We start from the raw sequence: 24,630 nt of genomic DNA on the forward strand, positions 1-24,630 counted from the left end.
TGGAAACGCTTTTTTGTATATTCGTTTTTTTGAACCTATTTGGTATAATGCAGAACAAATTTTTTTGTTTATTATTTTTTACTCACTTTGTTTTAATTTCTCAAGTTAGCATCAATGGCATTGTCATTGACCAAAGTACTAATCGACCCTTACCTTTTGCTACAGTAAAGACAAATACATCCTCGTATGCTTTGACCTCTGTTGACGGAGAATTCATGATTAGATCTAACGCATATCCTGTTAACCTAACCATAAGCTATTTGGGGTACCAGACTAAAATGATTGCAATTGAATCTAAAAATTCTGAAAAGATAGAAATTAAACTCAATCTTAAAGAAGAAAATCTTGCCACTGTAAAACTAGATGTTACTGAAAATGTAGCTGCAAAAATTATTGCAGAAGCGATTCGTAGAAAAAATCAAAACAACCCAAAAAAACTACTTAAAACTTTTAGTTACAAAAGCTACAATAAACTTAAAATCACTGAAGATAATCAAGCCACATTAAATACCTCTGACACTACAAAAGTTGACATGGAGCGTTTATTTAATGATACTCATTCTTTTTTATCAGAAAAGGTAAGTTTACATCAATTTAAAAAAGGTATTGAAGAAAAAGAAACTGTTTTAGCTACTAGGATGACTGGTTTTAAGGAACCTGTTTATAATGTATTAGGTATTAAAATACAATCTAATTCACTTTACAATGAAGATTACACGATTTTTAACAATAAATATATAGGTCCACTATCCAATAGAGCACTTAGGAATTATTATTATAAAATTCTTGACACTACACAGGATAAAAACCCAGCCTTTGTCATTCTTTTTCAACCTCGTAAATCTAAAAATTTTGCTCGTTTAGAAGGCGTTTTATATATCGATATAAAGACATTAGCGATTCAAAAAGCCATTATCGAATTAAGAGGAGAACTCAATGTAATGGCCACTCATACTTTTGAATATTTTCCAGAAGAAAAAATCTGGTTTCCAGAAAGTCAGGAAATTACTATACGACCAGGAGATGGAAGACAAAAGGTTAGTCTCTTTGGTGGACAAATCTCGGTCGGAAGACTCGGAAATAATAAAAAAACCTTTTCGGGAAATAACGATTTTCTAATCTCCAAAACTGATTTATATGACATTGAATTAAATACCAAACAAAATGTAAATCAGAGCCAGGCTACCATACAGATAGACCCAGAGGCCAATGTAAGAGACGAAAGTTATTGGCAAAAAAATCGCACAAGCGCTATTACTGAGAAAGATTTAAATTCATTTCCAGTTGTAGACAGTATTGTAAAAGCTCAAAACATTGAACGCAAAATTGATGTGATACAAAGTTTTAATATAGGGTATTACCCTGTTGGTTTTTTTAATTTTGATCTTACATATCCCATAAAATATAATAACTATGAAGGATTAAGACTTGGATTAGGTGGTAAAACAAACGCTAAGTTTTCTAATCGATTTAGATTAGAAGGGTATCTGGTATATGGTTTTAGAGACTCAAAATCTAAATATGGAGTTGGAGGGGGTGTATTATTAAATAAGAACTCAGATTCTTGGTTAAATGTAAATTACACAGATGATATTAAAGAAGTAGGTAGTTTCTTTTATCTCACAGACAGAAGGGTCTATTCTTTATTTGAACCTCGTTTGGTAAATATTGATTTCTATTATAAACACAGAACCTGGAGCACCAGTTTACAATATCAAATTTTTCCAAAACTTGTTTCTGAAACTCAATTTTCAACAAGTAATATAGGTCAGACAGGTGGATATCGATATCTTAATGATGGAAATCTGTTTTCAAATTATAAAACTTCAGAATCTACAATAGCACTTCGTTGGAGTCCATTTAGTAAATTTCTAAAAACGCCTAATGGCTATAAAGAGATTCACGATGGATACCCTAAAATCACAGCGCAATATACCCAAAGTTTCAAAGGAGTATTTGATAGCAATTTCACATACAGTAAAATAGGGCTTAAAGCGGAATATGTTATTAATCGTATCAATCAATCCCAAACCAGCCTTTTATTCGAAGCCGATTTGGCAACTGGCGATATTCCTCTTACACATTTATATCATGCATATCCTAATGCTCCTACAAAAGAAACTGTCTTTCAGCGTTTTTCTGTTGCCGGAAGAAGGACTTTTGAAACCATGTTCTTTGGAGAATTTTTTAGCGACAAACTAGCTACATTACAAGTAAAACACAGAATAAAACCAATTAAGATTACGAGTTGGTTTAAACCAGAATTAGTTCTTATAAGTCGGTATGCTATTGGAGATGTAGAAAATATTGAAAACCACCAAGGCGTAAGTTTTTCTTCTTTGCAACAGGGTTACCAAGAATCTGGTTTCGAAATCAATAAGCTATTTGCTGGTTTTGGACTTAGCTTTGCATATCGATATGGAGCATATCACCTTCCAAGAATTGAAGATAATATATCATTCAAGTTCACTTTTTATTTAAAACTTTAATGCTCAAAATAATACCTAATTTTCTTTAAAGAAATTGTTAAATAATACCTCTTCAATCCTTACATTTGCACCAGGAAAGTAAAGAATGGCAAAATTATTCAGTTTCGGGTTTTGGAATGCACTGGCTGGAATTATACTCCGTAATAGAGCTATAATATTCATAACAATTATAGGGATCACAGTTTTCATGGGTTTTCAATGGAAAAACATGAGATTCTCACATTCAGAAGCAAATATGCTTCCTGATGATCATGAGGTAAATATAGAATATCAAAAATTTTTAGAAAAATTTGGAGAAGAAGGTAATCTGATTGTTATGGCAGTAAAAGACAGTAGTCTTTTTACTCCTACAAAGCTTAAAGCCTGGAATGATTTTAATAATTCTTTTAAGGAATATGAAGAAATAGACCTCGTAATTTCTATTGCCGACCTTAAAAAATTAACAAAGAAGGATAATCCTGCTCGATTTGAGCTAATTCCTTTTATAAAAGATTCTAGTTACACAGAAAAACAGGTTATTTCTTATAAAGACGAACTATTTAATAAACTTCCTTTCTACGAAGGTTTAGTATACAGTAAAAAATCGCAAACTGTTCAAAGTGCACTTTACCTCAAAAAAGATATTGTAAACACCAAAATCAGAAAAAAGTTTATTATAGATGTGCTTCAGCCGGCAGTAGAAGCTTTTGAAAAAGAGTATGACATGGATATAAAAATATCCGGAATGCCATACATTAGAACCATGAATTCGCAGAATATCATGGATGAAATCTCAGTCTTTATTCTTGCTGCTTTATTAGTTACTTCTCTAATTTTCTTTTTCTTCTTTAGATCTCTAAGAGCAACTCTTATCTCTATGACCGCCGTAATTATTGGGGTAATGTGGGCTTTTGGGCTTTTGGGTATTCTAGAATATGAAATAACAGTACTTACGGCTATCATACCTCCTTTGGTAATTGTAATTGGTATTCCTAATTGTATTTTTCTAATTAATAAATACCAACAGGAAATAAAAAAACATGGTAACAAAGCCAAATCGTTACAACGAGTAATTACCAAAGTTGGTAATGCCACTCTAATGACTAATGTTACCACAGCTTCAGGATTTGCAACCTTTGCTTTAACTGAAAGTAAATTATTAAAAGAGTTTGGTATTGTAGCCTCTATAAATATAATTGCTCTATTCATACTTTGTTTATTAGTCATAACTATAATTTATAGTTACATGCCACAACCCAAAGAAAGGCACTTAAAGCATCTGGGGAAAGGATGGATTGAAAAACTAATGGATTGGATGGAAAATATGGTAAAAACCAGAAGGGTTACCATTTATTTTTCTTCTGTAATTATTTTAATCGTAAGTATTATTGGTATTTATACCATAAAAGTTTCGGGAAGTTTACTAGAAGACATGCCAAAATCTGCTGGCTTCTATAAAGATATAGAATTTTTTGAAGACGAGTTTGATGGTATTATGCCATTAGAAATATTAGTCGACACTAAGCGTAAACAAGGTGTTTTAAAGCTTTCTACTCTAAAACGTATGGAACAGCTTCAAGAACTTCTTGAGGAGACTCCACAGCTTTCAAAACCTATCTCTATTGTGAGCTTGGTAAAGTATTCTAAGCAGGCATTTTATAATGGGAATCCAAAATATTATCAAATCCCAACCAGTCAGGAACGAAACTTTATTCTGCCATATGCTAAAAGTTTTGAATCCAAATCTGGGGTAATGAAAAGTTATGTAGATTCTACAGGGCAATATGCCAGAATCACTACTTTTATGAAAGATGTGGGAACAGAAGAAATGGATCGCATTGAAGCAACTCTAGCACCAAAATTAGAAAAAATATTTCCCAAAGATCGCTATAATGTTTCTTTTACAGGCAAAGCTCTTATTTTTCAAAAAGGCACCAAGTACTTAGTATGGAATCTAACTTTTTCACTAACCTTAGCTGTTGTATTAATTGCATTATTTATGGCCTGGATGTTTAGATCCTGGAAAATGATTGTTATTTCTCTTATTCCTAATTTATTACCATTACTAATGACAGCAGGATTAATGGGATATTTGGGAGTACCCATAAAACCATCTACGATCCTAGTGTTTAGTATTGCCTTTGGTATTTCTGTGGATGACACAATACATTTTCTTGCAAAATATAGACAGGAATTAAAATCTAATCATTGGAGGATTAAAAAATCTGTACTGGCTTCTTTAAGAGAAACCGGAGTGAGCATGTTCTATACTTCAACCGTTTTATTTTTTGGATTCTCTGTTTTTATGATCTCTAGTTTTGGAGGAACCAAAGCATTAGGTGGATTAGTATCTACAACTTTATTGTTTGCTATGCTGGCAAATCTTTTATTGCTCCCTTCTCTGTTACTTTCATTAGAACGAAGTATTGCAAATAAAAAGACTTTAAAAGAGCCTACCTTTAAAATTATCCCTCCTAATGATAATGAAGAAGAGGCTGAAGAAACTCTTCAAGAAGAAGAATAAAAATTTAAGCCATCTTACTTTTATTTTTTATTTGATTTAAGAATATATTCATCTATACAGTATAGCTGATAAAGGGTCGCCTTATATCTTATAATGCTTCTTTTATTCAAAACTTTTATAATAAAAAAAGCCCCGTTAGAAACTAACGGGACTTCTGTAAGATAGATTACCCCAAAACCTATCGAACTAAACTTAACGTAAACACAATCGTCATAATTGCATATGCAAGATACTGCCCCTTTTTATATTTTGAAATACCCACTAGGGGGGAAAAATCCCCTTTTTTTATAAACAACTTCAACTTTAACACAACTCAGTTATAAAAAACATTAACAATAAAAACATAATCAATTGAAATACAACATTTTAACTTCTTTTTTAAATTTATGATTAATGTTGTTTTTTGATTAAAAAAAATCAAAAAAAACACATTTTTAAGTCAAAAACTCCAAGGATTATGGTTTTTACGCATAATCACTCTTTAAGAAAACGTCAGATTACAATGTTTTTACCATACCATTTATTGAATATCAAAAAGAATACCAGACTATATTTCTGCGAGAGACGCTTTTTGAATTCATAAGATTACTTTCAATCAGATTAAAAAATTATCTTTGCTACCTTAAAATTTTACACAACTAAATGATTTATATGTTTACATATTCTAAAAAAGTGTAAAATTGATATTTATAAAACAGGATATAATGAAATGAGTTTAGTAGTAGGTTTTGAATATGATTATAATTACTGCTAGACGAATTACATCTGACTATTAAAAACAAAAAACACGACAGATGAAACATACCAAGGTGGTAGAAGTACTACAAAGCGATAAACTATTACAACCTGTAGTTATTAAAGGTTGGGTTCGTTCCTTCAGAAATGACCGTTTTATAGCGGTTAACGATGGATCGACTATTAATAATATTCAGTGTGTTCTAGAAGACAATACAATAGAAGCTGCAATTATCGATAGAATTAATATTGGTGCAGCTGTGGTTATCAATGGTACTTTGGCAGAAAGTCAAGGAAAAGGACAACGTGTTGAGATTCTCGTATCGAGTGTTGAAATCGAAGGAGACGCTGATCCCGAAGAATTAAAATTAACTATTTTATCCCCCAAACGTCATAGCCTTGAAAAATTAAGAGAGCAAGCTCACCTTAGAGTTCGCACTAATACCTTTGGTGCAATAATGCGCGTTCGTTCAAAATTATCTTTTGCGATACACGAATATTTTCAAAAGAATGATTTTTATTATGTACACACACCAGTAATCACAAAGAGTGATGCTGAAGGTGCCGGTGAAGCTTTTAAAGTAACTAATTTTGATCTTAACAATGTTCCTAAAGATGAAAACGGGGGCGTAAACTACAAAGAAGATTTCTTTGGAGGTGAAACCAATCTAACCGTTTCTGGCCAATTAGAAGCCGAAACTTACGCTATGGGATTGGGTCAGGTATACACTTTTGGCCCAACTTTTAGAGCAGAGAACTCAAACACCTCTCGTCATCTTGCAGAATTCTGGATGGTAGAACCAGAGGTGGCTTTTTGTGATCTGGATGGAAATATGGATCTGGCAGAAGATTTTATAAAGTATGTAATTCAGTTTGTTCTCGAAAATTGCCAGGATGATCTCGAATTTTTAGAAAATCGTCTGATACAAGAGGACAAACAAAAACCACAGGCAGAACGAGCAGAAATGTCTCTTCGTGATAAATTAAAGTTTGTATTAGAAAATAATTTTAAGCGAGTAAGTTATACCGAAGCAATTGAGATTCTTAAAAACTCTAAACCTAATAAAAAGAAAAAATTCAAATTCCCAATTGATGGATGGGGTGCAGATTTACAAAGTGAACATGAAAGATTTCTTGTTGAAAAACACTTTAAATGCCCAGTAATTTTATTCGATTATCCAGCTGATATCAAATCTTTCTATATGCGTCTCAATGAAGATGGTAAAACGGTAAGAGCTATGGACATTTTATTCCCTGGAATTGGTGAGATTGTAGGAGGTTCACAACGTGAAGAGCGTTTAGATGTTCTAAAAGAAAAAATGGCTGCCCTCGATATTCCTGAAGAAGATTTATGGTGGTATCTAGACACGCGTCGCTTTGGAACTTGTGTACATAGCGGTTTTGGACTTGGATTCGAACGTCTAGTTCTTTTTGTAACCGGAATGGGTAACATTAGAGATGTAATTCCTTACCCTAGAACACCGCTTAACGCAGAGTTCTAATTTTTTTATATTAAAAGACTACATATAACTTTTCCCCAATTGCAATCAATTGGGGATTTTTTATTTAGATCAAGCTATTAATTCCCCTCAAACCATTGTTTAAAGTCAGCGACCTTCTCTCGGCTTACAATTACTTCCTTATCCGGGTTTTGATTCAATGTTAGTTTTAAGCGTCTATTAGAATATACCAATACATCTTGTATCGCATTAATATTGACAATAAAGGTGCGATTCACTCTAAAAAATAGTTTAGGTTCTAACATTTTTTCCAACTCTTCTAATTTATATTCTATCATATACTTCTTGTTAGTATTAGCTACAAGGTAAGCATCCCTTCCTTCTGCAAAGAAAAAAGAAATGTTTTCACTTTTAACAGAATGAATATGATTCCCCAGACGTACTAAAAATCTATTTTTAAATACGGTATCAGTTATACGTTTTACGATTTGATTGACATTACTTTCTGTAGAGAATTGAGATCTTAGTGTTTCTAGCTTCCTAAGTGCTTTCGTAAGATCTGTAAACAATACAGGTTTTAAAAGATAATCTATGCTATTTACTTTAAAAGCATCGATAGCAAATTCATCAAACGCGGTAGTAAAAATTACTGGTCTATTTACTTGTACTTTATCAAAAATTTCAAAACTTAGACCATCTGTAAGTTGGACATCCATAAAAAAAAGATCTACTTCTTCTTGATGTGATTTTATCCAGAGTACAGCTTCATCAATAGATACTAGTTTACTCATAACCAAAATATCCGAATCATATTTTAGTAGATAACGTTCTAATTTCTCTGCCGCTAAAGGCTCGTCTTCAATTATGACTACTTTCATCAACAGTAAGTTTTGGTATATGAATTATTTTAAAAACATCAGTATTAGTTACTTTAATTTCCTTATCAGTATAGAAACGATAAGTATTCAAAATGTCCTTAATATTATTTTGGCTCAAAGCATAGCTAATCTTTTCCTGATGCACATATTTTAATAAAATGTACTCTAAATCTTCTGATATATCGACCACAAGTTCTGTCTCTTTAGAAACAATTGTACTTCTTATAATTTGTTCGATGCACGATATAATACTACCAGGCACAACCATAGTATCTAATCGGTCTGTAATACCGTATCTTGTTTTTCGATATGGCAAATATCCAAACAAAAGTAATAACTCATCCAGAATAGCCAATTCCTCTTCAATAGGAACTAATTCTTTTATGTTTCTAGAAAGAATGTATCGATATACAGCAGAAAAATGATCAACCAAAAACTCTGCGTTTTCTGTATCTTTTTTCATCAATACGATTAGTGATTCAAGAGTTTCAAACATTAACATTGGATTTATGCCTTTTTTGAATTGAAGAAAATCCTGCTCTACTCCTTTTTTTATAGATAATTCCTCTGTCATGATCTCAGTATTTACTTTATGCAAAAACTGATGACTTAGATACACAGAAAGATATATAATAGTGATTACCGAAAAGATACTGTTAAAAATAGTAAGTTCAGAAATATTAGGTGTGAATCCCAATACCAAATCAAAATACAGAAACATAGATCCAGAAACTAAAATAACTGATGCAACTATCGAAATAAGCCCCTGAAGTATAATTTTACCTGATAAGGAACTTGGTCTTTTTAATTTTTCAAAAAAGAACAAGGAAAACCTCGAATATTCCTGAATGACATATGCTAATCCAATACATACATATAACTCCTGTCCTAAAAATTCCTCCTGTATCTGAGTTACATTATTATTTACCAATAAGATAAGTAAGTATACTAACATACCACTACATAATGGACTTATGATTCTAAAGATAGGGTGATGTATAAATAGTTTATTCATACCACAATAGGGAGTTTAACTATAAATCGTTCATCATCTATCACTTCTATAGTTTCATTAAATATAAGTTCATACCTGGATCTTATATTACTCAGTCCAATTTTAAATGAATCTACTCTTTTAGGTTTGCCAGTTTTATTATTTGATACACTTATTATATTTTGATCACCTTCAATGCGTATTTTTATTATTTCTGATGGTATTACTTGATTATGCTTTACTACATTTTCTACAAGCATTTGAAGTGTTAATGGAGGGATTTTGGTTTTCAATATTGCATCTGATAAATTGATTTCTAAATGGATACGATCATTAAATCGTGTTCTTAGCAAAAAATAATACGAATTCACAAATTGCAATTCTTCTGCTACGGTAAGCCATTTATCTTCATATTTATTTAAAATATATTGGTATGACTTTGCTAATTCTCTAATAAAAAGTTCAGCTTTTTTAACATCACTAAACAGTAAAGAGGATATCGTATTTATGCTATTGAATAAAAAATGAGGACTTAGCTGTGATTTTAGAGCAGTTAATTGTAGCTCGGTCTGTTTTCGCTCTAATTGCAATGAGATGATCTGACCTTTTGCATACTGATAATAAGAGTGTAATGCAAAATAAATTACATTATAGACTAGAGAAACAAAAAATATGAGAATAACTAATTTTAATAGTATCTCATCATAATTTTCTATAAAATCAATTTTAGCATCTCCTACAAAAACATATCCGTATAAAGCTACATATATTAAAACAAGAGTTATAATCGCATTTAACAAAACACCTAAAAAAAGACGAAATCCAGTATATTTTTTCCAAGAAACAAGTTTGTTAAACCCTTTGTTAAAGGCATTAATTATATACGCAATGATAATCCCTAAACCCCCTGATAACCAAAGTAATTTTAGATTGTCTTTTTCTTGGGTGAATCCCAAAAAACTATAGGTAAGTATTCCCAAAACAAACCCTACGAAAATAATAGTGAAATATTTTTTCACAACCGGTGATAATTGATGTAAGTAGTGATCTAAACTAAACTTCATCCTACCAAAATAATCAATCCAATTGGTAGGATAAAGTATTGTGCTATTATTTTATTGCGCGAAGTGCTCTCCCATAATATGTCTCAGACGAGATAGTTTTACAAGCATCACGATAAGCTTCTTTAACATTGTCTCCGGATGCATTCACTGAAGGCGCAAAAGCAATTAAAGATTCTGACAGATAATGATCAGAGCTAATCTGCGACATCCCTCGAAAAACTGATACTAATTGTGATTCGCTAAGGTTCTTTCGTGCAAGTTTTTTTAGAATTACAGCAGAGTAATGATCAGAACCCACACTTGATAACGCTCCAATTAATACATCTAGATTGTCCCCACTCAAACCTTGTTTATTAATCAATTTACCTAATACTTGAGCCATATAATGATCTGAACTAACAGATTCTCCTGCAAGATGAATTAATTTACTTAACTCACTAGCATCTAATTTCTCATCCAAAAGTTTAGAAAAAACTGCAGTGATATAATGATCTGATTGGATATCGCTCAATGTCCCCAAAAAAGCATTGTAATTTCCCTTAGAAAGTTCTGGTAAATCTAATGCCTTTAGTAATACTTGTGATTTATAGTGATCAGAGGCTATTTGCTTTGAATTATTGATTAACAACATAAGATTGGCATCGTTTAACTCTCGTTTTTTCATCACTTTCATAAGTACCTGTGACATATAATGATCAGAATTGATTCCTGCTGTAATCTCGAACAATTTTCCGACTTGATCATCAGAAAAACTTGCATCTTCTATAGCCGTGCTTAAAACCGAGGTAACATAATGATCTGAATTAATGCTTTTTGTAGCATCGATATATGCCGAAACTAATGAACTGGAAGCAAAGAAACTATGTTGTCTATATTTCAATAGGTCTGATAGGTAATGATCAGAATTGATTTCTTTACCCGCAACTCTAAGTAGTGATTCGAGTTCATTTGAAGATAGATTTTTCTCTAATACTAGTTTAAAATATTTAGATTTTACATGATCGCTTTTTAAAGTTCTAATTTCATTGAATACACTATTAGCTCCTCCTTGACTATAAAATCTATTTACTCTGCCTTTTGCACCTAAAGCTGTCGTTTTTACAACTTCTGGTAATATTTCACTAAGCCACTTCTTTCCTTCAGAAGCAAAATCTTTTCTAGAAGAACCTACAAAATACTTTTTATTAAGATTTCCATTAGCTTCGGATTCGATTACTATCCTACGCTTACTTCCAAAAGCAGATTTCTTAATTTCTAAATAGCCTCCATCAGAAATAGCGATAACATCTTTATCATCATTGGATAAAGTTATCTCTCCTTCATAGTTGATAGAGAAATTATTAAACATCCCATCCTGAACTTTAATAGTGGTTTTATTCCTATTATAATTTACAGCATATGATGTGTTTTGTGCATTAAGGTCTGATGCAAAGAATAAAGAGAGGATTAGCAACGTGACCTTAAATATAGTTGCTATAATAATCCTTGATAATTGATTCATAACTGTTCGTCTTTTGATGAAGTACAAAGATGGAACGTTATATCATATCTAAAAAAACAAATGAATTGAACTGTACCGGAAATGTATTGAATTGTACATCATCCCATTTTATAAGGTCAAAAAATGTTTTTTCTGTTCTTGATTTCAATTACTTATATCCAAAACGATATATACATATAAAGAAAATGATAGTGGCTAGAATTAGCTACCTAGATTTATTTGATCAATTCGTTTTTTGATTTTCTCTTCTTGTTCTTTATTAAAAGATTGTCTTAAAGCTTTTTCTTCTGTGCTCATGATATTCCCAGTCTCATGAGTATGAAATAACCCTAACGCATGACCGATTTCATGTGGGCTGGTTGAAGTAAATAAATGCTCATCTGTAAGCAATACCCTTTGACTTCTTCCCATTCCGGCGATACCACGTATATTAGATCTTTTGATAATGTAGATGTTTATTTTATCCTTGTCATATGTTTCTTGCGATTGCGTAAAGAACGTACTCGGTTCTGAACCTTGATTATCTGTTAGATCATACAGTTCGTCATTAATCAATTTTTTAGACTCATCTATCTCTAATCCAATACCTAATCTGTGAAAATAATATCCATTTAAATAGTTTATGAATTCTTTTTCGTCCAAATTGTAAGATGATTTATCAGAAGAATCTTGAGATTCAACGTATATAATATTAACCTTTACGGTCCTTTCTGGATTTTCAACAAATATCATGTCCATTATATTTTCTGGGCTATGGTCTTCTTCACTAGAACATGATAAAAAGGAAAGTATTGATATGATAAGTAGTAATTTTTTCATGATTAAGACTTTTTAAGTTTTTGATTGATTCTTACAATCTTTTTGTAACACTTGATTTTGGTAAATTGATTAATGTGCAGAACAGATAAATTTGGGCAATAGAAGTCACTTATAAGAAAGAAATCATTCTTAATTATATAGTAAAATATAAAGATGTCAAATGGTTTGTTCTGGCTATATACTTAAGCTTTCCCCTGATATTTCCCTCATCAAGTGCTTATAGTTGAAGATCGATTTTCCTGATTAGAAAGTACTCTAATTCATTATCCAAAGGCACTATTATTCGTAAACAAAAATGATGTGTTAGATTTTCGTTTTGAAAACAGTAGAAAAATTTTCTTGTTCTTTTTTTTATGATACGGAATGATAATTAAAATAGGTTTCGTCATTTTTTTAAGATTTGAGAACACTTCCGGGGTAATAGAAGTATTTAGTATTTAAAAGAGAGGTATTACCCTATTCTTTTAAATGATGTTAAACATTCTTCTGGGGCTTTTTGAAGACTATTTTACATTTTGACGAATTTACTGTATTGAATTGATCATATGCGCTAGTTATCAACTCATTGTAAAAGTAATAAGTGTTATCGAATATTCGGATACGGTAAAACCACAATATTTTTACGCAACTACCAAGAAGCCTTGCTTTTCATCGATAAATAGGGACTTTAAATAAAAAAATAAATTTTATTTAACATTTTCAAGTAAGTGTAATCCTACAAAAATAAGAAATTAAGGAAGGAATTTTGAGGATTTCACACCTGAGATAGGGGGGATTTTCCCCTGTTCTGATATTTTATAATCAGAACATTAGACTAATTTAAAAAAAGTGACTTGGATAAATCCACACAAAAATTGCCAGTTCCTTTTTATATAATTCTAAATTATAAACGATTAAGGTCTAATATCAAATTTTTTAATAGTATTCTAATTGTAGTGTTTTTTTAATAAGATTTCTGAAATGAGTTCTTTAATCACTTTATTATCAGTATCTGATTTCTTAAGCTTATTTTTTGCTCTTTCTATTTTTTCATAATGAGGAATCTTACCTGTTTCATCAAGTACTTTAAGAACCTCTTCAAAAAAACCAGTTAAAATAGGGATAACAAATGTACTGGTTTTGTTTTTCTCTTTTAGGTAAATAAACTTTTTGGCATATGCTAAAAAGATTTGTGGATATTGAGAAAATGCAATTAATGCCTCGCAAAAACTTTGATATACATCTATTCTGTTAAGGTTATTACGAAACTTTAGTTTCTTTTGATCTATATGAGTTATAGTATACAACAACACGCTTTCTCGAATAAAAGTACTGTAATCATTTTTAGAATAGTAATAGACTCCTATTCCAATATTTGTATTAACAACTAATACTTCACTACCAATATTTTCTTTTAAAAAAGATTCAAAAATCTCAACGGTAGCAGAAGACATTAATACTTGTCTTTTAATGCCAACCGATCTTATATTTACGGATTTTATACTCTCTATATCTTTATTAGTATTCACTCGTTTTACTTAAATAATTCTGAAAGTTCTAAACCTTGATTTTTGGCGTGCATTTCTGCAGTATACCCTTTATTATCCTTTGCATCTATATCAGCTTGATTATCTACTAATAATTTGATAATCTCCTTTTGGCCAAAGGTAGCAGCATATATAAGTGCCGTGGCATCATTAAAATTCTTATGATTTATATTGGCTCCTGACTCAATAAGTAATTTTGCAATATCATAATATCCTTTAAAACACACTCCCATTAAAGCAGTGTTTCCAGCAGCATCTTTTGCATCAATATCTGGAGAGTACTGTAATATTAACCTGGTTATATCTTCAAGACCATAATATGAAGCAAGTAATAAAGGTGTAGAACCTCTATTATCTTTCTGATTAACAACTTCTGGGTTAGTCTTTAGAATTGTTTTTACCTCTTCTAAGTTTTTAGATCGAATAGCACTAAAAATATCTTCCATGTGAATTTTAAATTAACTTTTGTAAAATAATGTACAAAATTAGTCGGGATTCTTTGATTGAAAATTTCAAAAAAGATTCCCGACTAAACTCTAATTAACAAAAATTTATAATTATCATTATCAAACACTTACTAAAAGTGTGTGGTTTGTCACCAAATTAACGGTTTATAAAGCATTTGGATATACAACCCACTAATTATCCTGATCAAAGCGATCGAGATCCATAACTTTACTCCATGCTGCAATAAAATGATCTACGAACAATTTTTGAGAATCTTTACAACCATATACTTCTGCCAGTGCTCGTAATTCAGAATTTGAACCAAATATAAGGTCCACACGAGTACCGGTCCACTTGATTTCTCCTGTTCTACGATCACGACCTTCAAATGCATCATCAGACTCAGAAGTCGCTTTCCATGTTGTACTTAAATCAAGAAGATTTACAAAGAAATCATTAGTCAAAGATTCTGCACTCTTAGTAAAAACCCCGTGTTGTGAATCTCCAAAATTAGTTCCAAGAACACGCATACCCCCAACAAGTACTGTCATCTCAGGCGCATTAAGAGTTAACAATTGAGCTCGATCAACTAACATTTCTTCTCCCGAGATTTCATATTCCCCTTTCATATAATTACGAAACCCATCTGCTTTTGGTTCAAGAACAGAAAAGGATTCTATATCCGTTTGCTCTTGTGAGGCATCAGCTCTCCCTGGTGTAAAAGGAACTGTAACTTCATAACCTGCATTTTTTGCCGCTTTCTCAATACCTGCACAACCTCCTAAAACAATAATATCTGCAAGTGAAGCTTTTTTATCTCCAGATTGAGAACTATTGAATTCTTGTTGAACGCTCTCAAGAACCTCCAAAACCTTGGAGAGTTGAGCTGGATTGTTAACGTCCCAGTTTTTTTGCGGTTCTAAGCGAATACGAGCACCATTTGCTCCTCCACGTTTATCAGAACCACGAAATGTTGATGCAGATGCCCATGCTGTAGATACCAATTGAGAAACCGATAATCCAGAAGAAAGTATGTTGTTCTTCAGAGAAGTAATATCCTTATCATCAATTAAAGTATGAGTTACTGCTGGTATTGGATCTTGCCAAATCAACTCTTCTTTTGGTATTTCTGAACCAAGGTAACGAGCAACAGGCCCCATATCACGATGTGTTAATTTAAACCATGCGCGGGCAAAAGCATCTGCAAACTCATCAGGGTTTTCATAAAAACGTCTGGAAATCTTTTCATAGATAGGATCCATTTTTAATCCCATATCTGCGGTAGTCATCATGAGGTCCTGTGTCTGAGAAGCATCATGAGCTTTAGGAGCTGTTCTTGCAGCAGATGCAGCTGTAGGTTTCCATTGATGTGCTCCTGCCGGACTTTTTGTCAATTCCCATTCATAACCAAATAAAACATCAAAATAATCATTATCCCATTGTATAGGGTTTGGTGTCCATGCCCCTTCTATACCACTAGTAATCGTATCATCTCCATGCCCACTACCAAAACTATTTTTCCAACCCAAATTCTGTTCTTCAATACCAGCTCCTGCTGGTTCTCTACCCACATACTTATCTGGATCTGCTGCCCCATGGGCTTTTCCAAAAGTATGACCTCCAGCAACCAGTGCCACTGTTTCTTCATCATTCATAGCCATACGCCCAAAAGTTTCTCGAATATCTTTGGCAGATGCAACGGGATCAGGATTACCATTTGGTCCTTCTGGATTCACATAAATTAACCCCATCTGTACTGCTCCAAGCGGATTTTCAAGTTTTCGCCCATCAGCATAACGTTTATCTCCTAACCATTCTGTTTCAGAACCCCAATAGATATCTTCTTCAGGTTCCCATACATCTTCACGTCCTCCTGCAAAACCAAAAGTTTTGAACCCCATCGATTCTAGTGCACAGTTTCCTGCGAGAATCATAAGGTCTGCCCAAGAAATATTCTTACCATATTTTTGTTTAATTGGCCATAACAATAAACGTGCTTTATCAAGATTTCCATTATCAGGCCAACTGTTTAATGGTGCAAAACGTTGATTTCCAGATCCAGCTCCTCCTCTACCATCTGCAATTCTATATGTTCCTGCACTATGCCAAGCCATGCGAATAAAAAGTGGCCCATAATGACCATAATCAGCAGGCCACCATTCTTGAGAATCTGTCATTAGATCTATAAGATCCTTTTTCACCGCCTCAAGATCTAAAGCCTTAAATGCCTGAGCATAATTGAATGCTTCTCCCATCGGATTAGATAATGAAGAATGCTGACGAAGAATATTCAACTTTAATTGATTTGGCCACCAATCACGATTAGAAGTTCCTCCTCCTGCTCCTTGTTTTAGTGAACCATTCATAAAAGGACACATACCTTCACCGGTACCATTATAGCCCAAACCGTGAGATTTTTCATCCATGAGATTGTTATTTTCCATTGCTGATATATTAAGATTAAAATGATTATTTATTATTAATTACTTCAAACCTACAATAATATTATCTTATTGTTTTTACAATTATGATATATAAAATCTATTTTATTATTTAATGCACTTATAAACGAGAAGAGATTTTTCAAGATTCTTAAAAATTATAAGATGTATTTTTTGAAGATCTTATGCTTTTAGCCATATCTTTTTAAAAGCATTAAACATCATGAAATATCTAGAAAAATACTGTTTCTTCTAACTATACAATGAAAGTTCTTTTTCCTGGGGTTATAGATATTGTATTATTTGAAACTGAAGTACCTTTTAAAAAAGCTGATCTTTTCTTTACCATTGTTATACCGTTTTGCGTGAATTATCTTTACCTAAAGATACATTATATTCAATTCAAAATCAACATGGTAAATTGATTGTTACAATCTAAAAATAAGTAAAATCTATTTCATCAAAAAAAATCAATCTCCAAAACTTTTGTCTATATAATCATCATTCTGTGCTTTTTTACTTTATACGGATGTCCTTAAAAAGGCAAAATCAAGGATGTATTCTATCTTAAAACTACTGACATATTAAACTTATACAATTTATCGTATTTACTCGTTCATATAAATGAGTGTTGTTTAAAAGAGCACTCATTAATTCAAACCCTTAAAACCTAAAATAATGATGAAAACTCAACGACAATTATTCGAAAGAAAAAGTAAACCTATTGCATTTAAATTATTCCTTTTAGCTCTTATTTTTTTTCCTCTTCAATCTATTTTATCTCAATCAGTTGTAGAAAAAAATGGTCGATTAAGAGTATCAGGAAATCAAGTCGTTAACAAAGACAACCAACCCATAAGTCTAGCTGGCAACAGTATTTTTTGGAGTAATTTTGGCGAAGGTGCAAAATTTTATAATGCGGCAACAGTAAATCACTTAGCTCAAGATTGGAATTCTAGTATTGTACGAGCAGCCATGGGAGTTGAAAACCCGGGAGGTTATATTACCAACCCCACTCGCGAAAAAAACAAGGTAAAAGCTGTCGTCGAAGCAGCAATTGCAAATAATATTTATGTAATTATCGATTGGCACTCTCATAATGCAGAAAACTACCAACAACAAGCCATCACTTTTTTCACAGAAATGGCAGAACTATATGGCAATAATGATCATGTAATTTATGAAGTATACAATGAACCGATAGCACAATCATGGCCTACTATAAAATCATACTCTGAAGCAGTCATCGATGCTATTAGAAGCAAAGATCCTGACAATCTGATTATTGTGGGTACTTCTCAATGGTCTCAAAAAGTGGAAGAAGCTTCTAACAATCCTATATCAAAAAGTAATATAGCGTATACTTTGCATTTCTATGCAGGTACACACAGACAATACTTAAGAGATGAAGCTATTAGAGCAATGAATAATGGTATCGCATTATTTGTTACCGAATGGGGTGCTGTAGAGGCGACTGGTGATGGAGCTGCTGATAAACAGGAAACTCAAAAATGGTTAGATTTTATGAAAAGTAACAATATCAGTCATGCGAACTGGTCTGTAAGTGATAAAGCAGAAGGTGCATCTGTAGTTGCTAGCGGAACAGGAGTATCTGGACTTACTAGTAACAATTTGACTGCTACAGGAATCTATATTAAAGATATCATTAAAAATTGGGGAGGAGATATTACTAATCCTCCCGTTGAAGAATGTACTGGAAATGGCGTGTCAATCAATACTATCATACAAGCAGAGGATTTTTGTTCTCAAAAAGGAATTCAGACTGAAGCCACAACAGATACAGGTGGTGGTATGAATGTAGGATATATTGATAATGGAGATTACATAAGGTATAGAGTAAATATTCCTGCAAATGGTAATTATGAAATAAAGTATCGGGTAGCCAGTATAGTAAACACTGCAAAATTACAATTCAAAGAAGGAGCTTCTGTATTAAAAACCACATCTATACCTTTAACCGGGGGATGGCAGACCTGGGATACAATTACCACTACCACAAACCTTACCGCAGGATTAAAGACTATAGAATTATATGCACTTTCTGGGAAATTTAATATCAATTGGTTTCAAATTTCACCAGTAGATTCTAATCCCGATCCTAATCCACCAACAGGAGGCAATGATTGTAAATATGGAACCCCTTCATCCACTTCACTACCTACACTAGAAAATAGTTCTTATACCAATGCACATGTTATTGGTACAGGTGGTCCAGATTTAAGTAATCTTACGAATTTTACAATAAATTGGAACTCACCTAACAATGGACTATATCAACTTTCTATAAATACAAATAATGGAAACCCCAATTGGTGGAATGATCTTCTAAGCAATGCAACACATAACTTTAACAGTGCAATGCCAGGGGTTAGTTTAAGTGGTACCGGTTTTACAAATCTCGATGGTGAGTATTGGGTCACAAAAGACGGAGATAATTTTGTAATGGTTTCAAAAAACAAAGAATTCACTATTTATTTTAGTAATTCGAATGCTACTCCTAATTGTTCATCTCGTACTAAAAACAACGCAATAAAAGCAGAAGGAAACATACAGTTGAAACTCTATCCGGTTCCTACTTCTGAAACATTAAATATATCAGGTCTTACAGAAAAAGTTATGGTTATAATAACAGATATAAGAGGTAAAGTAGTATTAAAAACATCTGCAGATTATAAAACCGATACAGTTGATGTTTCTGCACTAATTCACGGTAACTATTTTGTAGAAATTAAAGGAAAAGAAACATATAAATCTATGCGATTTATCAAAAACAAGGAATAACATGCCTTTGATAATCGTAAAATGATATAATTAAAATTCAGGGGGATTTGACATCCCCCTGAATTCCTATCCTAATCGTTCCTTCATTTTCTGAAGTTGTTGTTCAATAAGGAATAATTTATCTTCTACATCATCTCCAAATTCTGGTATACGTCTGCAAAATACATATCGTACTCTCCACATTTCTTTTATATCAGACAAAGGATAAGATGCATCCTCAATATTTTTATGATCGGCTCTTAGCACTACTTTGTCTTTAGTAATATATAATCTTCTAAAAATTAATTTCCCATCAACAACCACAAAAACGAGCGTCCCATTATTTAATTTCTTCATTACAGTCGAAGGAACTTTTTCTCCTACTACAATATCTTTTGGATAAAAGCCTTTATCATGCGAAGACATTTCTAGGTTGCTCACGGTATAACCACGAAAATCTTTTGTAAGATTTACAGGTAGTTGCATGGTTGGTAGTTCCTTTATAAATGATTCTTGATTATATAAAAGGGCATAATCATTCGAAGTACTTTCTGTAATACAAGGGATCAGAGCAAACTGTTCGCGTTTAACGTTTTCTGCATAGGTAGTCAAATCTCCCTTAAACTTTAATAACTGATTCACAGTAAGTTCATTTGTTAGCAGATCATCTATTGCTATGCTAAAATAATTAGCTATTTTTATTAAGGTCTCAATCTTAGGTTCACTCCTACCTTCTTCGTAAGCTCCCAAAGTCCCTCGTTTCAGCTCAAAAAGCTCAGCAAACGCCTGCTGACTTAATCCTTTTATGCTTCGTATCTTTTTTATATTTTTTCCAAAAAATGACATTTTTGCTAATTTTATTTGCAATTATAAAAATTTATTGTACATTTACACTAACAATATTAGCTAATACTTTTTAAAAATGCTAATTTTAGTAGAAATACTTCAGTATTTTATTCTTTTCTTAAGAAGTAACGGGGGTTATACTAAAAATTTTAGCAAAACATGTAATCATTAACTTAAATCATTCATACCCATGATACTCATTGTATATTATCTAGCTAATTTAGCTGTAGATATTGTAGAAAAGTTATGCGACTTTTTGTAATATTGATACGTAGTCAAACAATACGAAATAAATCACTTAATTATCCATCAAAACAACCATCACATGCAAGATCATTTTCAACTAGTAAAAAATTATTTGCTTCAGCTCAATTATAATATAACACATGAAAACACAAGAGAGGGAATTATTATGATTAGCAAAGAAAATGAAGGGATCAAAAATATGATTCTTGGTATAGCCCCGCCTATTTTAATAATGGAGCAACATATTTTCAACATCAAAAATAAAAATGAAGTAGTGTATCGCAATTTACTTCAAAAAAATCGAGATATCGTACATGGAGCTTTTGTTCTGGACGATACTGGAGAAAAAGTAATTTTTAGGGACACATTACAGGTAGAGCATCTGGATCTTAATGAGCTTGAAGGATCTTTAAACTCCTTAGGGCTGTTATTAAGCGAATATTCAGATCAAATTATAAATTATTCAAAATACTAATACTATGAACTTTTTTAGACGACTATTTAAAATAGGTGAAGCAGAAGCACATTCTGCAATTGATAAAATGGAAGATCCTATCAAGATGACCGAACAAGGGATTCGTGATATGAAAACTGATCTTGAAAAAAGCCTGGAAGCACTTGCTCAAGTAAAGGCATTAGCTATTAGAGCAAAAAATGATACTGAAGAATACGCTTCAAAAGCAGAAGATTATCAGCAAAAAGCCATGTTAATCCTTAAAAAAGCACAAAAAGGAGATATGGATAGTACAGAAGCTGATCGATTGGCAAAAGAAGCATTAATCAAAAAAGAAGAATCACAACAACATCAAACACGAAGCCAGGGTGAATCTGAAAAATTTAATACTTCTGTCGCTCAATTAGAAAAAAGCATTCAGGAGATAAAACAAAACATAAGCAAATGGGAGAATGAACTAAAAACCCTTAAAGCTCGTGTAAAAGTATCTACAGCTACCAAAAATGTAAATAAACAAATGGCAGAAATAGATAGTTCAAGTACTGTTTCTATGCTAGAGCGTATGAAAGACAAAGTGAATCAGGAAGAAGCACTTGCAGAGGCTTATGGAGATATCGCTAATTCTTCTAAATCAATTGACGAAGAATTGGATAAAGCTGTTGATGTAACCAAAGCTAATGCTGATGATGACCTTGCAAAACTCAAAGAGCAGTTAGGTATGAGCGATGACAAAGAATAAGGTCAACGCATTTTAACTAAAAAAGTCAAATCATGATAATTTCAACAACAGAGAATATTCCTGGCAAGGAAACAACAGAAATTCTGGGTATTGCCAGGGGTAGTACCGTAAGAGCAAGAAATATAGGACGAGATGTTTTTGCTGGTCTCAAAAACATTGTTGGAGGAGAAATTGAAGAATACACAAAATTACAAGCGCAATCCAGAGAGCAAGCTATGCAAAGAATGGTACACGATGCACAAAAATTAGGTGCAGATGCGGTAACAAATGTTAGACTTACGACATCAATGGTAATGCAAGGAGCTTCAGAAATTTTGGCGTATGGTACTGCCGTAAAATTAAAATTGTAAAATGACTATAATGACATCACTGGGAATTATACAAATTTTATTCTGGGCAGTAGCTTTAGGACTTCTTACCTATTTGATTTTAAGAAGAGTTAAGATCAAAAAGACAGAAAATTTTGAAAAACGAAATAACTGATCGTGAAAAAAGTCAATGAAATAAAAAGAGAAATTCCTTTAATAATAGATAAGATTGACAATATCTGTAAACAGTACGAGTTGACTTCTGATGAATTAATTCTTGAACTAGTTCGCTTTTTGGATTTAATTCACATAACAGATCAAAAACTGAGCCCTTCATACCTTGTTGATTTGGTATGGCATGAGTTCATTTTATTTACAAGGTTTTATGAGCAATTTTGTTTAAAACATTATACTCGTTTTATTCATCACACTCCTGGTAAAAGGGAAGATGCTAACGTTTTTAAAAGAACAATTAAACTATATATAAATCAATATAATCAACCTAATCTCAAAATCTGGGGAGATGTAGCAAAAGAAGAATGGGAATCGTTAAACTGCGGTTCTTGTCATAACTAAAAACTAAATAACAATGTATTTTGAAGGAATTATAACCATCGATCCGTCTCAAATTACCAAAATAAATTATGTTAAGCCAACTAAAGCTTTTAGAAAATTTTTACATAGCATAACATTAGGCTCTGTATCTGACAAAGAAGAACGTGAAACATTTACCGCAGTAGCTATTCTTCAACAAATTAATGCTTGCTTTAGAAATATCGGAGTAACTAATGTTATTAAAATTTCTCACGATGAGATTGATTTTTATCATGATAAAGAAGGGAAAGAAAATGATTTAAAACTGGCTTTAGATAAATATGAAATAGAGGTCAATGAAGCGATGTCAACTCATTTTTCTAAGCTTACTTTGGTTTTAGAACATAAAGATGAAACCTTTAAATATCTTTTTGAAATCAACATTAATAGAGATCATAAAATTGGAGTATATCCAATTGAAATTAAAGTTTCAGGACTTCTTAATAGGTTTGCAAAAAACAATCCTAAAGACGAAATCCAAAAAGTAGTAGAATATCAAGAAGTATTTGATCTATTTAAAAAACAAAAAAGTGAAGAATTTGAACGTTTTCTTGATGAAATAAAATTCGAACTTAAGCGGCAGATAGAAACAGATGATATTAAAATTTTCACAAAAACAAAATACGTTCTTCCTTCAAAGACAATTAACAAAGAAGGTCCTTTGCCAAAAAATCCAGAAAGAGGGGGTGTTTATGGAGGGTATTATGGTTTTAATGATTATCTATACTACAACTTGATTTGGTCTGATGTAATGCATCACTGCGGAAGTACAATTACTCATTCTCATTTTGAAAATGAAAACGGAGAGTTTCTAGGATATGCAGAGGAAATCAATGCTCAGGATTCTATTTTCAATAGTGATTTAAATGATCAAGAATCAGTAAATCAAACGCTTGAAGAAGACCCAATAATAGTAAACGAAGAGCCTGTTGAAGAATCTTCTGGCTGGTTTGATTCAGATAACTGGAGTTTTTTTGATTCTGATGATAGTTCCTCTGGTTGTAGTTCTTGTTCTTCTTGTTCGAGTTGTTCTTCATGCGGAGGAGATTAGAAAATAGAGTTAAACATTATTTTAATAACAAACATAACTTAAATAGTAACCTTTGAAAGAACTTATAGACATAGCATTTTCTCCTGTAAATGCATTCTTTACAATAATGTGTTTATTCTTAATATTGTATTGGATACTAACAATATTTACAGGATTCGATTTAGATCTTTTTGATGTAGATTTTGATGCATCTGCAGACTTTGATATTGATGTTGATCTAGATACAGATTTAGATAACTATAATCCAGATGTAGATTTACCACAAAAAAACATACAAACCGAAGGCCATACCGATAGTATAGGAGTACAATTTCTTAGGTACTTCAATTTTGATGAATTACCTCTGATGTTTTTAATAACTATATTATTCTTCTCAATGTGGTTTATTTCTGTTAATGTTACTCATTTTTTTGGATGGCAATCAAATTGGATTGGTTTTATTTTACTAATACCAAATCTGATAATAAGTTTATTCATTTCAAAAATATTGACTAAACCCATTGCTAAATTGTATCAAATGATAAATCATAAGGGAGAAGAAGAAATAGATTTCCTAGGAAGAAGATGTATCGTTAAATCTCCGGTTTCTGGCGAAAAACTAGGTCAAATTGAGGTCATTGTAAAAGGAGACCCTATTCGAGTCCAAGCCAAAGGGTTTAAAGGAGTGACTATTTCTTCAGGTGAAGAAGCACTAATAGTTAATGAATCTAAAGACAAAAAATATTATTTAATAGAAAAATTTCAATCATAAATA

At 32.0% G+C, this 24,630-nt stretch carries 20 protein-coding genes; 11 read left to right on the forward strand and 9 right to left on the reverse strand.

The window, feature by feature from the left end; genetic code table 11:
• Positions 1-47: 47 nt before the first annotated feature.
• The 3 genes from DK442_RS09715 (at position 48) to asnS (ending at position 7,229) form a co-directional block, all read left to right on the forward strand.
• Positions 48-2,489, forward strand: a complete 2,442-nt coding sequence (locus tag DK442_RS09715; protein WP_109435665.1) for a DUF5686 family protein — start codon at positions 48-50, stop codon at positions 2,487-2,489.
• Positions 2,490-2,574: 85 nt separating this feature from the next.
• Complete coding sequence (locus tag DK442_RS09720; protein WP_109435666.1) at positions 2,575-4,992, forward strand: RND family transporter; 2,418 nt, start codon at positions 2,575-2,577, stop codon at positions 4,990-4,992.
• A 794-nt stretch (positions 4,993-5,786) separates the two neighbouring features.
• Positions 5,787-7,229, forward strand: a complete 1,443-nt coding sequence (gene asnS / locus DK442_RS09725) for an asparagine--tRNA ligase (RefSeq protein ID WP_109435667.1) — start codon at positions 5,787-5,789, stop codon at positions 7,227-7,229.
• Between the two features lie 77 nt (positions 7,230-7,306).
• Here the strand turns inward: asnS and DK442_RS09730 are convergent, their stop codons facing one another.
• From DK442_RS09730 to katG, 8 genes are all read right to left on the reverse strand, one after another.
• A complete protein-coding gene (locus tag DK442_RS09730; protein WP_200825102.1) occupies positions 7,307-8,065 on the reverse strand; it encodes a LytTR family DNA-binding domain-containing protein in 759 nt (252 codons plus the stop codon).
• Positions 8,046-9,080: a histidine kinase gene (locus DK442_RS09735; RefSeq protein WP_109435669.1), complete on the reverse strand. Its 1,035-nt coding sequence runs from the start codon at positions 9,078-9,080 to the stop codon at positions 8,046-8,048. The genes DK442_RS09730 and DK442_RS09735 overlap by 20 nt, the downstream gene beginning before the upstream one ends.
• Complete coding sequence (locus DK442_RS09740; RefSeq protein WP_160114107.1) at positions 9,077-10,078, reverse strand: sensor histidine kinase; 1,002 nt, start codon at positions 10,076-10,078, stop codon at positions 9,077-9,079. Before DK442_RS09740 ends, DK442_RS09735 begins: the two co-directional genes overlap by 4 nt.
• 91 nt (positions 10,079-10,169) lie before the next feature.
• On the reverse strand, positions 10,170-11,624 hold the full coding sequence (locus DK442_RS09745; RefSeq protein ID WP_109435671.1) for a hypothetical protein: 1,455 nt from the start codon (positions 11,622-11,624) through the stop codon (positions 10,170-10,172).
• Positions 11,625-11,825: 201 nt separating this feature from the next.
• The gene (locus DK442_RS09750) at positions 11,826-12,443 is read right to left on the reverse strand and encodes a matrixin family metalloprotease (RefSeq protein WP_109435672.1); all 618 of its coding nucleotides are present in this window, start codon (positions 12,441-12,443) and stop codon (positions 11,826-11,828) included.
• A 926-nt stretch (positions 12,444-13,369) separates the two neighbouring features.
• Complete coding sequence (locus DK442_RS09755; protein WP_143918021.1) at positions 13,370-13,951, reverse strand: hypothetical protein; 582 nt, start codon at positions 13,949-13,951, stop codon at positions 13,370-13,372.
• A gap of 5 nt (positions 13,952-13,956) precedes the next feature.
• Positions 13,957-14,415 (reverse strand): ankyrin repeat domain-containing protein, encoded by a 459-nt coding sequence (locus DK442_RS09760; RefSeq protein WP_109435674.1) that lies wholly within the window; start codon positions 14,413-14,415, stop codon positions 13,957-13,959.
• 192 nt (positions 14,416-14,607) lie between these two features.
• Positions 14,608-16,860, reverse strand: coding sequence for a catalase/peroxidase HPI (katG, locus tag DK442_RS09765; protein WP_109435675.1), 2,253 nt, complete (start codon positions 16,858-16,860; stop codon positions 14,608-14,610).
• A gap of 675 nt (positions 16,861-17,535) precedes the next feature.
• Here katG and DK442_RS09770 point away from each other — a divergent pair.
• Complete coding sequence (locus tag DK442_RS09770; RefSeq protein WP_235010936.1) at positions 17,536-19,659, forward strand: cellulase family glycosylhydrolase; 2,124 nt, start codon at positions 17,536-17,538, stop codon at positions 19,657-19,659.
• A 66-nt stretch (positions 19,660-19,725) separates the two neighbouring features.
• On the opposite strand, the gene DK442_RS09775 is transcribed toward DK442_RS09770, so the two are convergent.
• Entirely contained in the window at positions 19,726-20,484 is a 759-nt protein-coding gene (locus tag DK442_RS09775) for a helix-turn-helix domain-containing protein (protein ID WP_109435677.1), read from the reverse strand.
• Between the two features lie 325 nt (positions 20,485-20,809).
• On the opposite strand from DK442_RS09775, the gene DK442_RS09780 reads away from it, so the two are divergent.
• Genes DK442_RS09780 through DK442_RS09805 form a run of 7 tightly spaced genes read left to right on the forward strand, consistent with a single transcriptional unit; the run spans position 20,810 to position 24,627 of the window.
• A complete protein-coding gene (locus tag DK442_RS09780; protein ID WP_109435678.1) occupies positions 20,810-21,205 on the forward strand; it encodes a molecular chaperone Tir in 396 nt (131 codons plus the stop codon).
• 4 nt (positions 21,206-21,209) lie between these two features.
• On the forward strand, positions 21,210-21,923 hold the full coding sequence (locus tag DK442_RS09785; protein ID WP_109435679.1) for a PspA/IM30 family protein: 714 nt from the start codon (positions 21,210-21,212) through the stop codon (positions 21,921-21,923).
• A gap of 32 nt (positions 21,924-21,955) precedes the next feature.
• Entirely contained in the window at positions 21,956-22,273 is a 318-nt protein-coding gene (locus DK442_RS09790) for a YbjQ family protein (protein WP_109435680.1), read from the forward strand.
• A 10-nt stretch (positions 22,274-22,283) separates the two neighbouring features.
• Positions 22,284-22,406: a hypothetical protein gene (locus DK442_RS28780; protein ID WP_255412216.1), complete on the forward strand. Its 123-nt coding sequence runs from the start codon at positions 22,284-22,286 to the stop codon at positions 22,404-22,406.
• Positions 22,407-22,408: 2 nt separating this feature from the next.
• Entirely contained in the window at positions 22,409-22,807 is a 399-nt protein-coding gene (locus DK442_RS09795; protein WP_109435681.1) for a hypothetical protein, read from the forward strand.
• A gap of 13 nt (positions 22,808-22,820) precedes the next feature.
• Complete coding sequence (locus DK442_RS09800) at positions 22,821-23,876, forward strand: hypothetical protein (RefSeq protein ID WP_109435682.1); 1,056 nt, start codon at positions 22,821-22,823, stop codon at positions 23,874-23,876.
• Positions 23,877-23,928: 52 nt separating this feature from the next.
• The gene (locus DK442_RS09805; protein ID WP_160114108.1) at positions 23,929-24,627 is read left to right on the forward strand and encodes an OB-fold-containig protein; all 699 of its coding nucleotides are present in this window, start codon (positions 23,929-23,931) and stop codon (positions 24,625-24,627) included.
• Positions 24,628-24,630 lie beyond the last annotated feature (3 nt).

Source organism: Aquimarina sp. AU119 (assembly GCF_900312735.1).
Lineage (GTDB): Bacteria > Bacteroidota > Bacteroidia > Flavobacteriales > Flavobacteriaceae > Aquimarina > Aquimarina algiphila.

What these genes read in the sequence shown, in the direction of transcription:
- DK442_RS09715 (WP_109435665.1), top strand. Translation starts at nt 48, where the DNA reads ATGCAGAACAAATTTTTTTGTTTATTATTTTTTACTCACTTTGTTTTA.
- DK442_RS09720 (WP_109435666.1), top strand. Translation starts at nt 2,575, where the DNA reads ATGGCAAAATTATTCAGTTTCGGGTTTTGGAATGCACTGGCTGGAATT.
- asnS (WP_109435667.1), top strand. Translation starts at nt 5,787, where the DNA reads ATGAAACATACCAAGGTGGTAGAAGTACTACAAAGCGATAAACTATTA.
- DK442_RS09730 (WP_200825102.1), bottom strand. Translation starts at nt 8,065, where the DNA reads ATGAAAGTAGTCATAATTGAAGACGAGCCTTTAGCGGCAGAGAAATTA.
- DK442_RS09735 (WP_109435669.1), bottom strand. Translation starts at nt 9,080, where the DNA reads ATGAATAAACTATTTATACATCACCCTATCTTTAGAATCATAAGTCCA.
- DK442_RS09745 (WP_109435671.1), bottom strand. Translation starts at nt 11,624, where the DNA reads ATGAATCAATTATCAAGGATTATTATAGCAACTATATTTAAGGTCACG.
- DK442_RS09750 (WP_109435672.1), bottom strand. Translation starts at nt 12,443, where the DNA reads ATGAAAAAATTACTACTTATCATATCAATACTTTCCTTTTTATCATGT.
- DK442_RS09760 (WP_109435674.1), bottom strand. Translation starts at nt 14,415, where the DNA reads ATGGAAGATATTTTTAGTGCTATTCGATCTAAAAACTTAGAAGAGGTA.
- katG (WP_109435675.1), bottom strand. Translation starts at nt 16,860, where the DNA reads ATGGAAAATAACAATCTCATGGATGAAAAATCTCACGGTTTGGGCTAT.
- DK442_RS09770 (WP_235010936.1), top strand. Translation starts at nt 17,536, where the DNA reads ATGATGAAAACTCAACGACAATTATTCGAAAGAAAAAGTAAACCTATT.
- DK442_RS09775 (WP_109435677.1), bottom strand. Translation starts at nt 20,484, where the DNA reads ATGTCATTTTTTGGAAAAAATATAAAAAAGATACGAAGCATAAAAGGA.
- DK442_RS09780 (WP_109435678.1), top strand. Translation starts at nt 20,810, where the DNA reads ATGCAAGATCATTTTCAACTAGTAAAAAATTATTTGCTTCAGCTCAAT.
- DK442_RS09785 (WP_109435679.1), top strand. Translation starts at nt 21,210, where the DNA reads ATGAACTTTTTTAGACGACTATTTAAAATAGGTGAAGCAGAAGCACAT.
- DK442_RS09790 (WP_109435680.1), top strand. Translation starts at nt 21,956, where the DNA reads ATGATAATTTCAACAACAGAGAATATTCCTGGCAAGGAAACAACAGAA.
- DK442_RS28780 (WP_255412216.1), top strand. Translation starts at nt 22,284, where the DNA reads ATGACATCACTGGGAATTATACAAATTTTATTCTGGGCAGTAGCTTTA.
- DK442_RS09800 (WP_109435682.1), top strand. Translation starts at nt 22,821, where the DNA reads ATGTATTTTGAAGGAATTATAACCATCGATCCGTCTCAAATTACCAAA.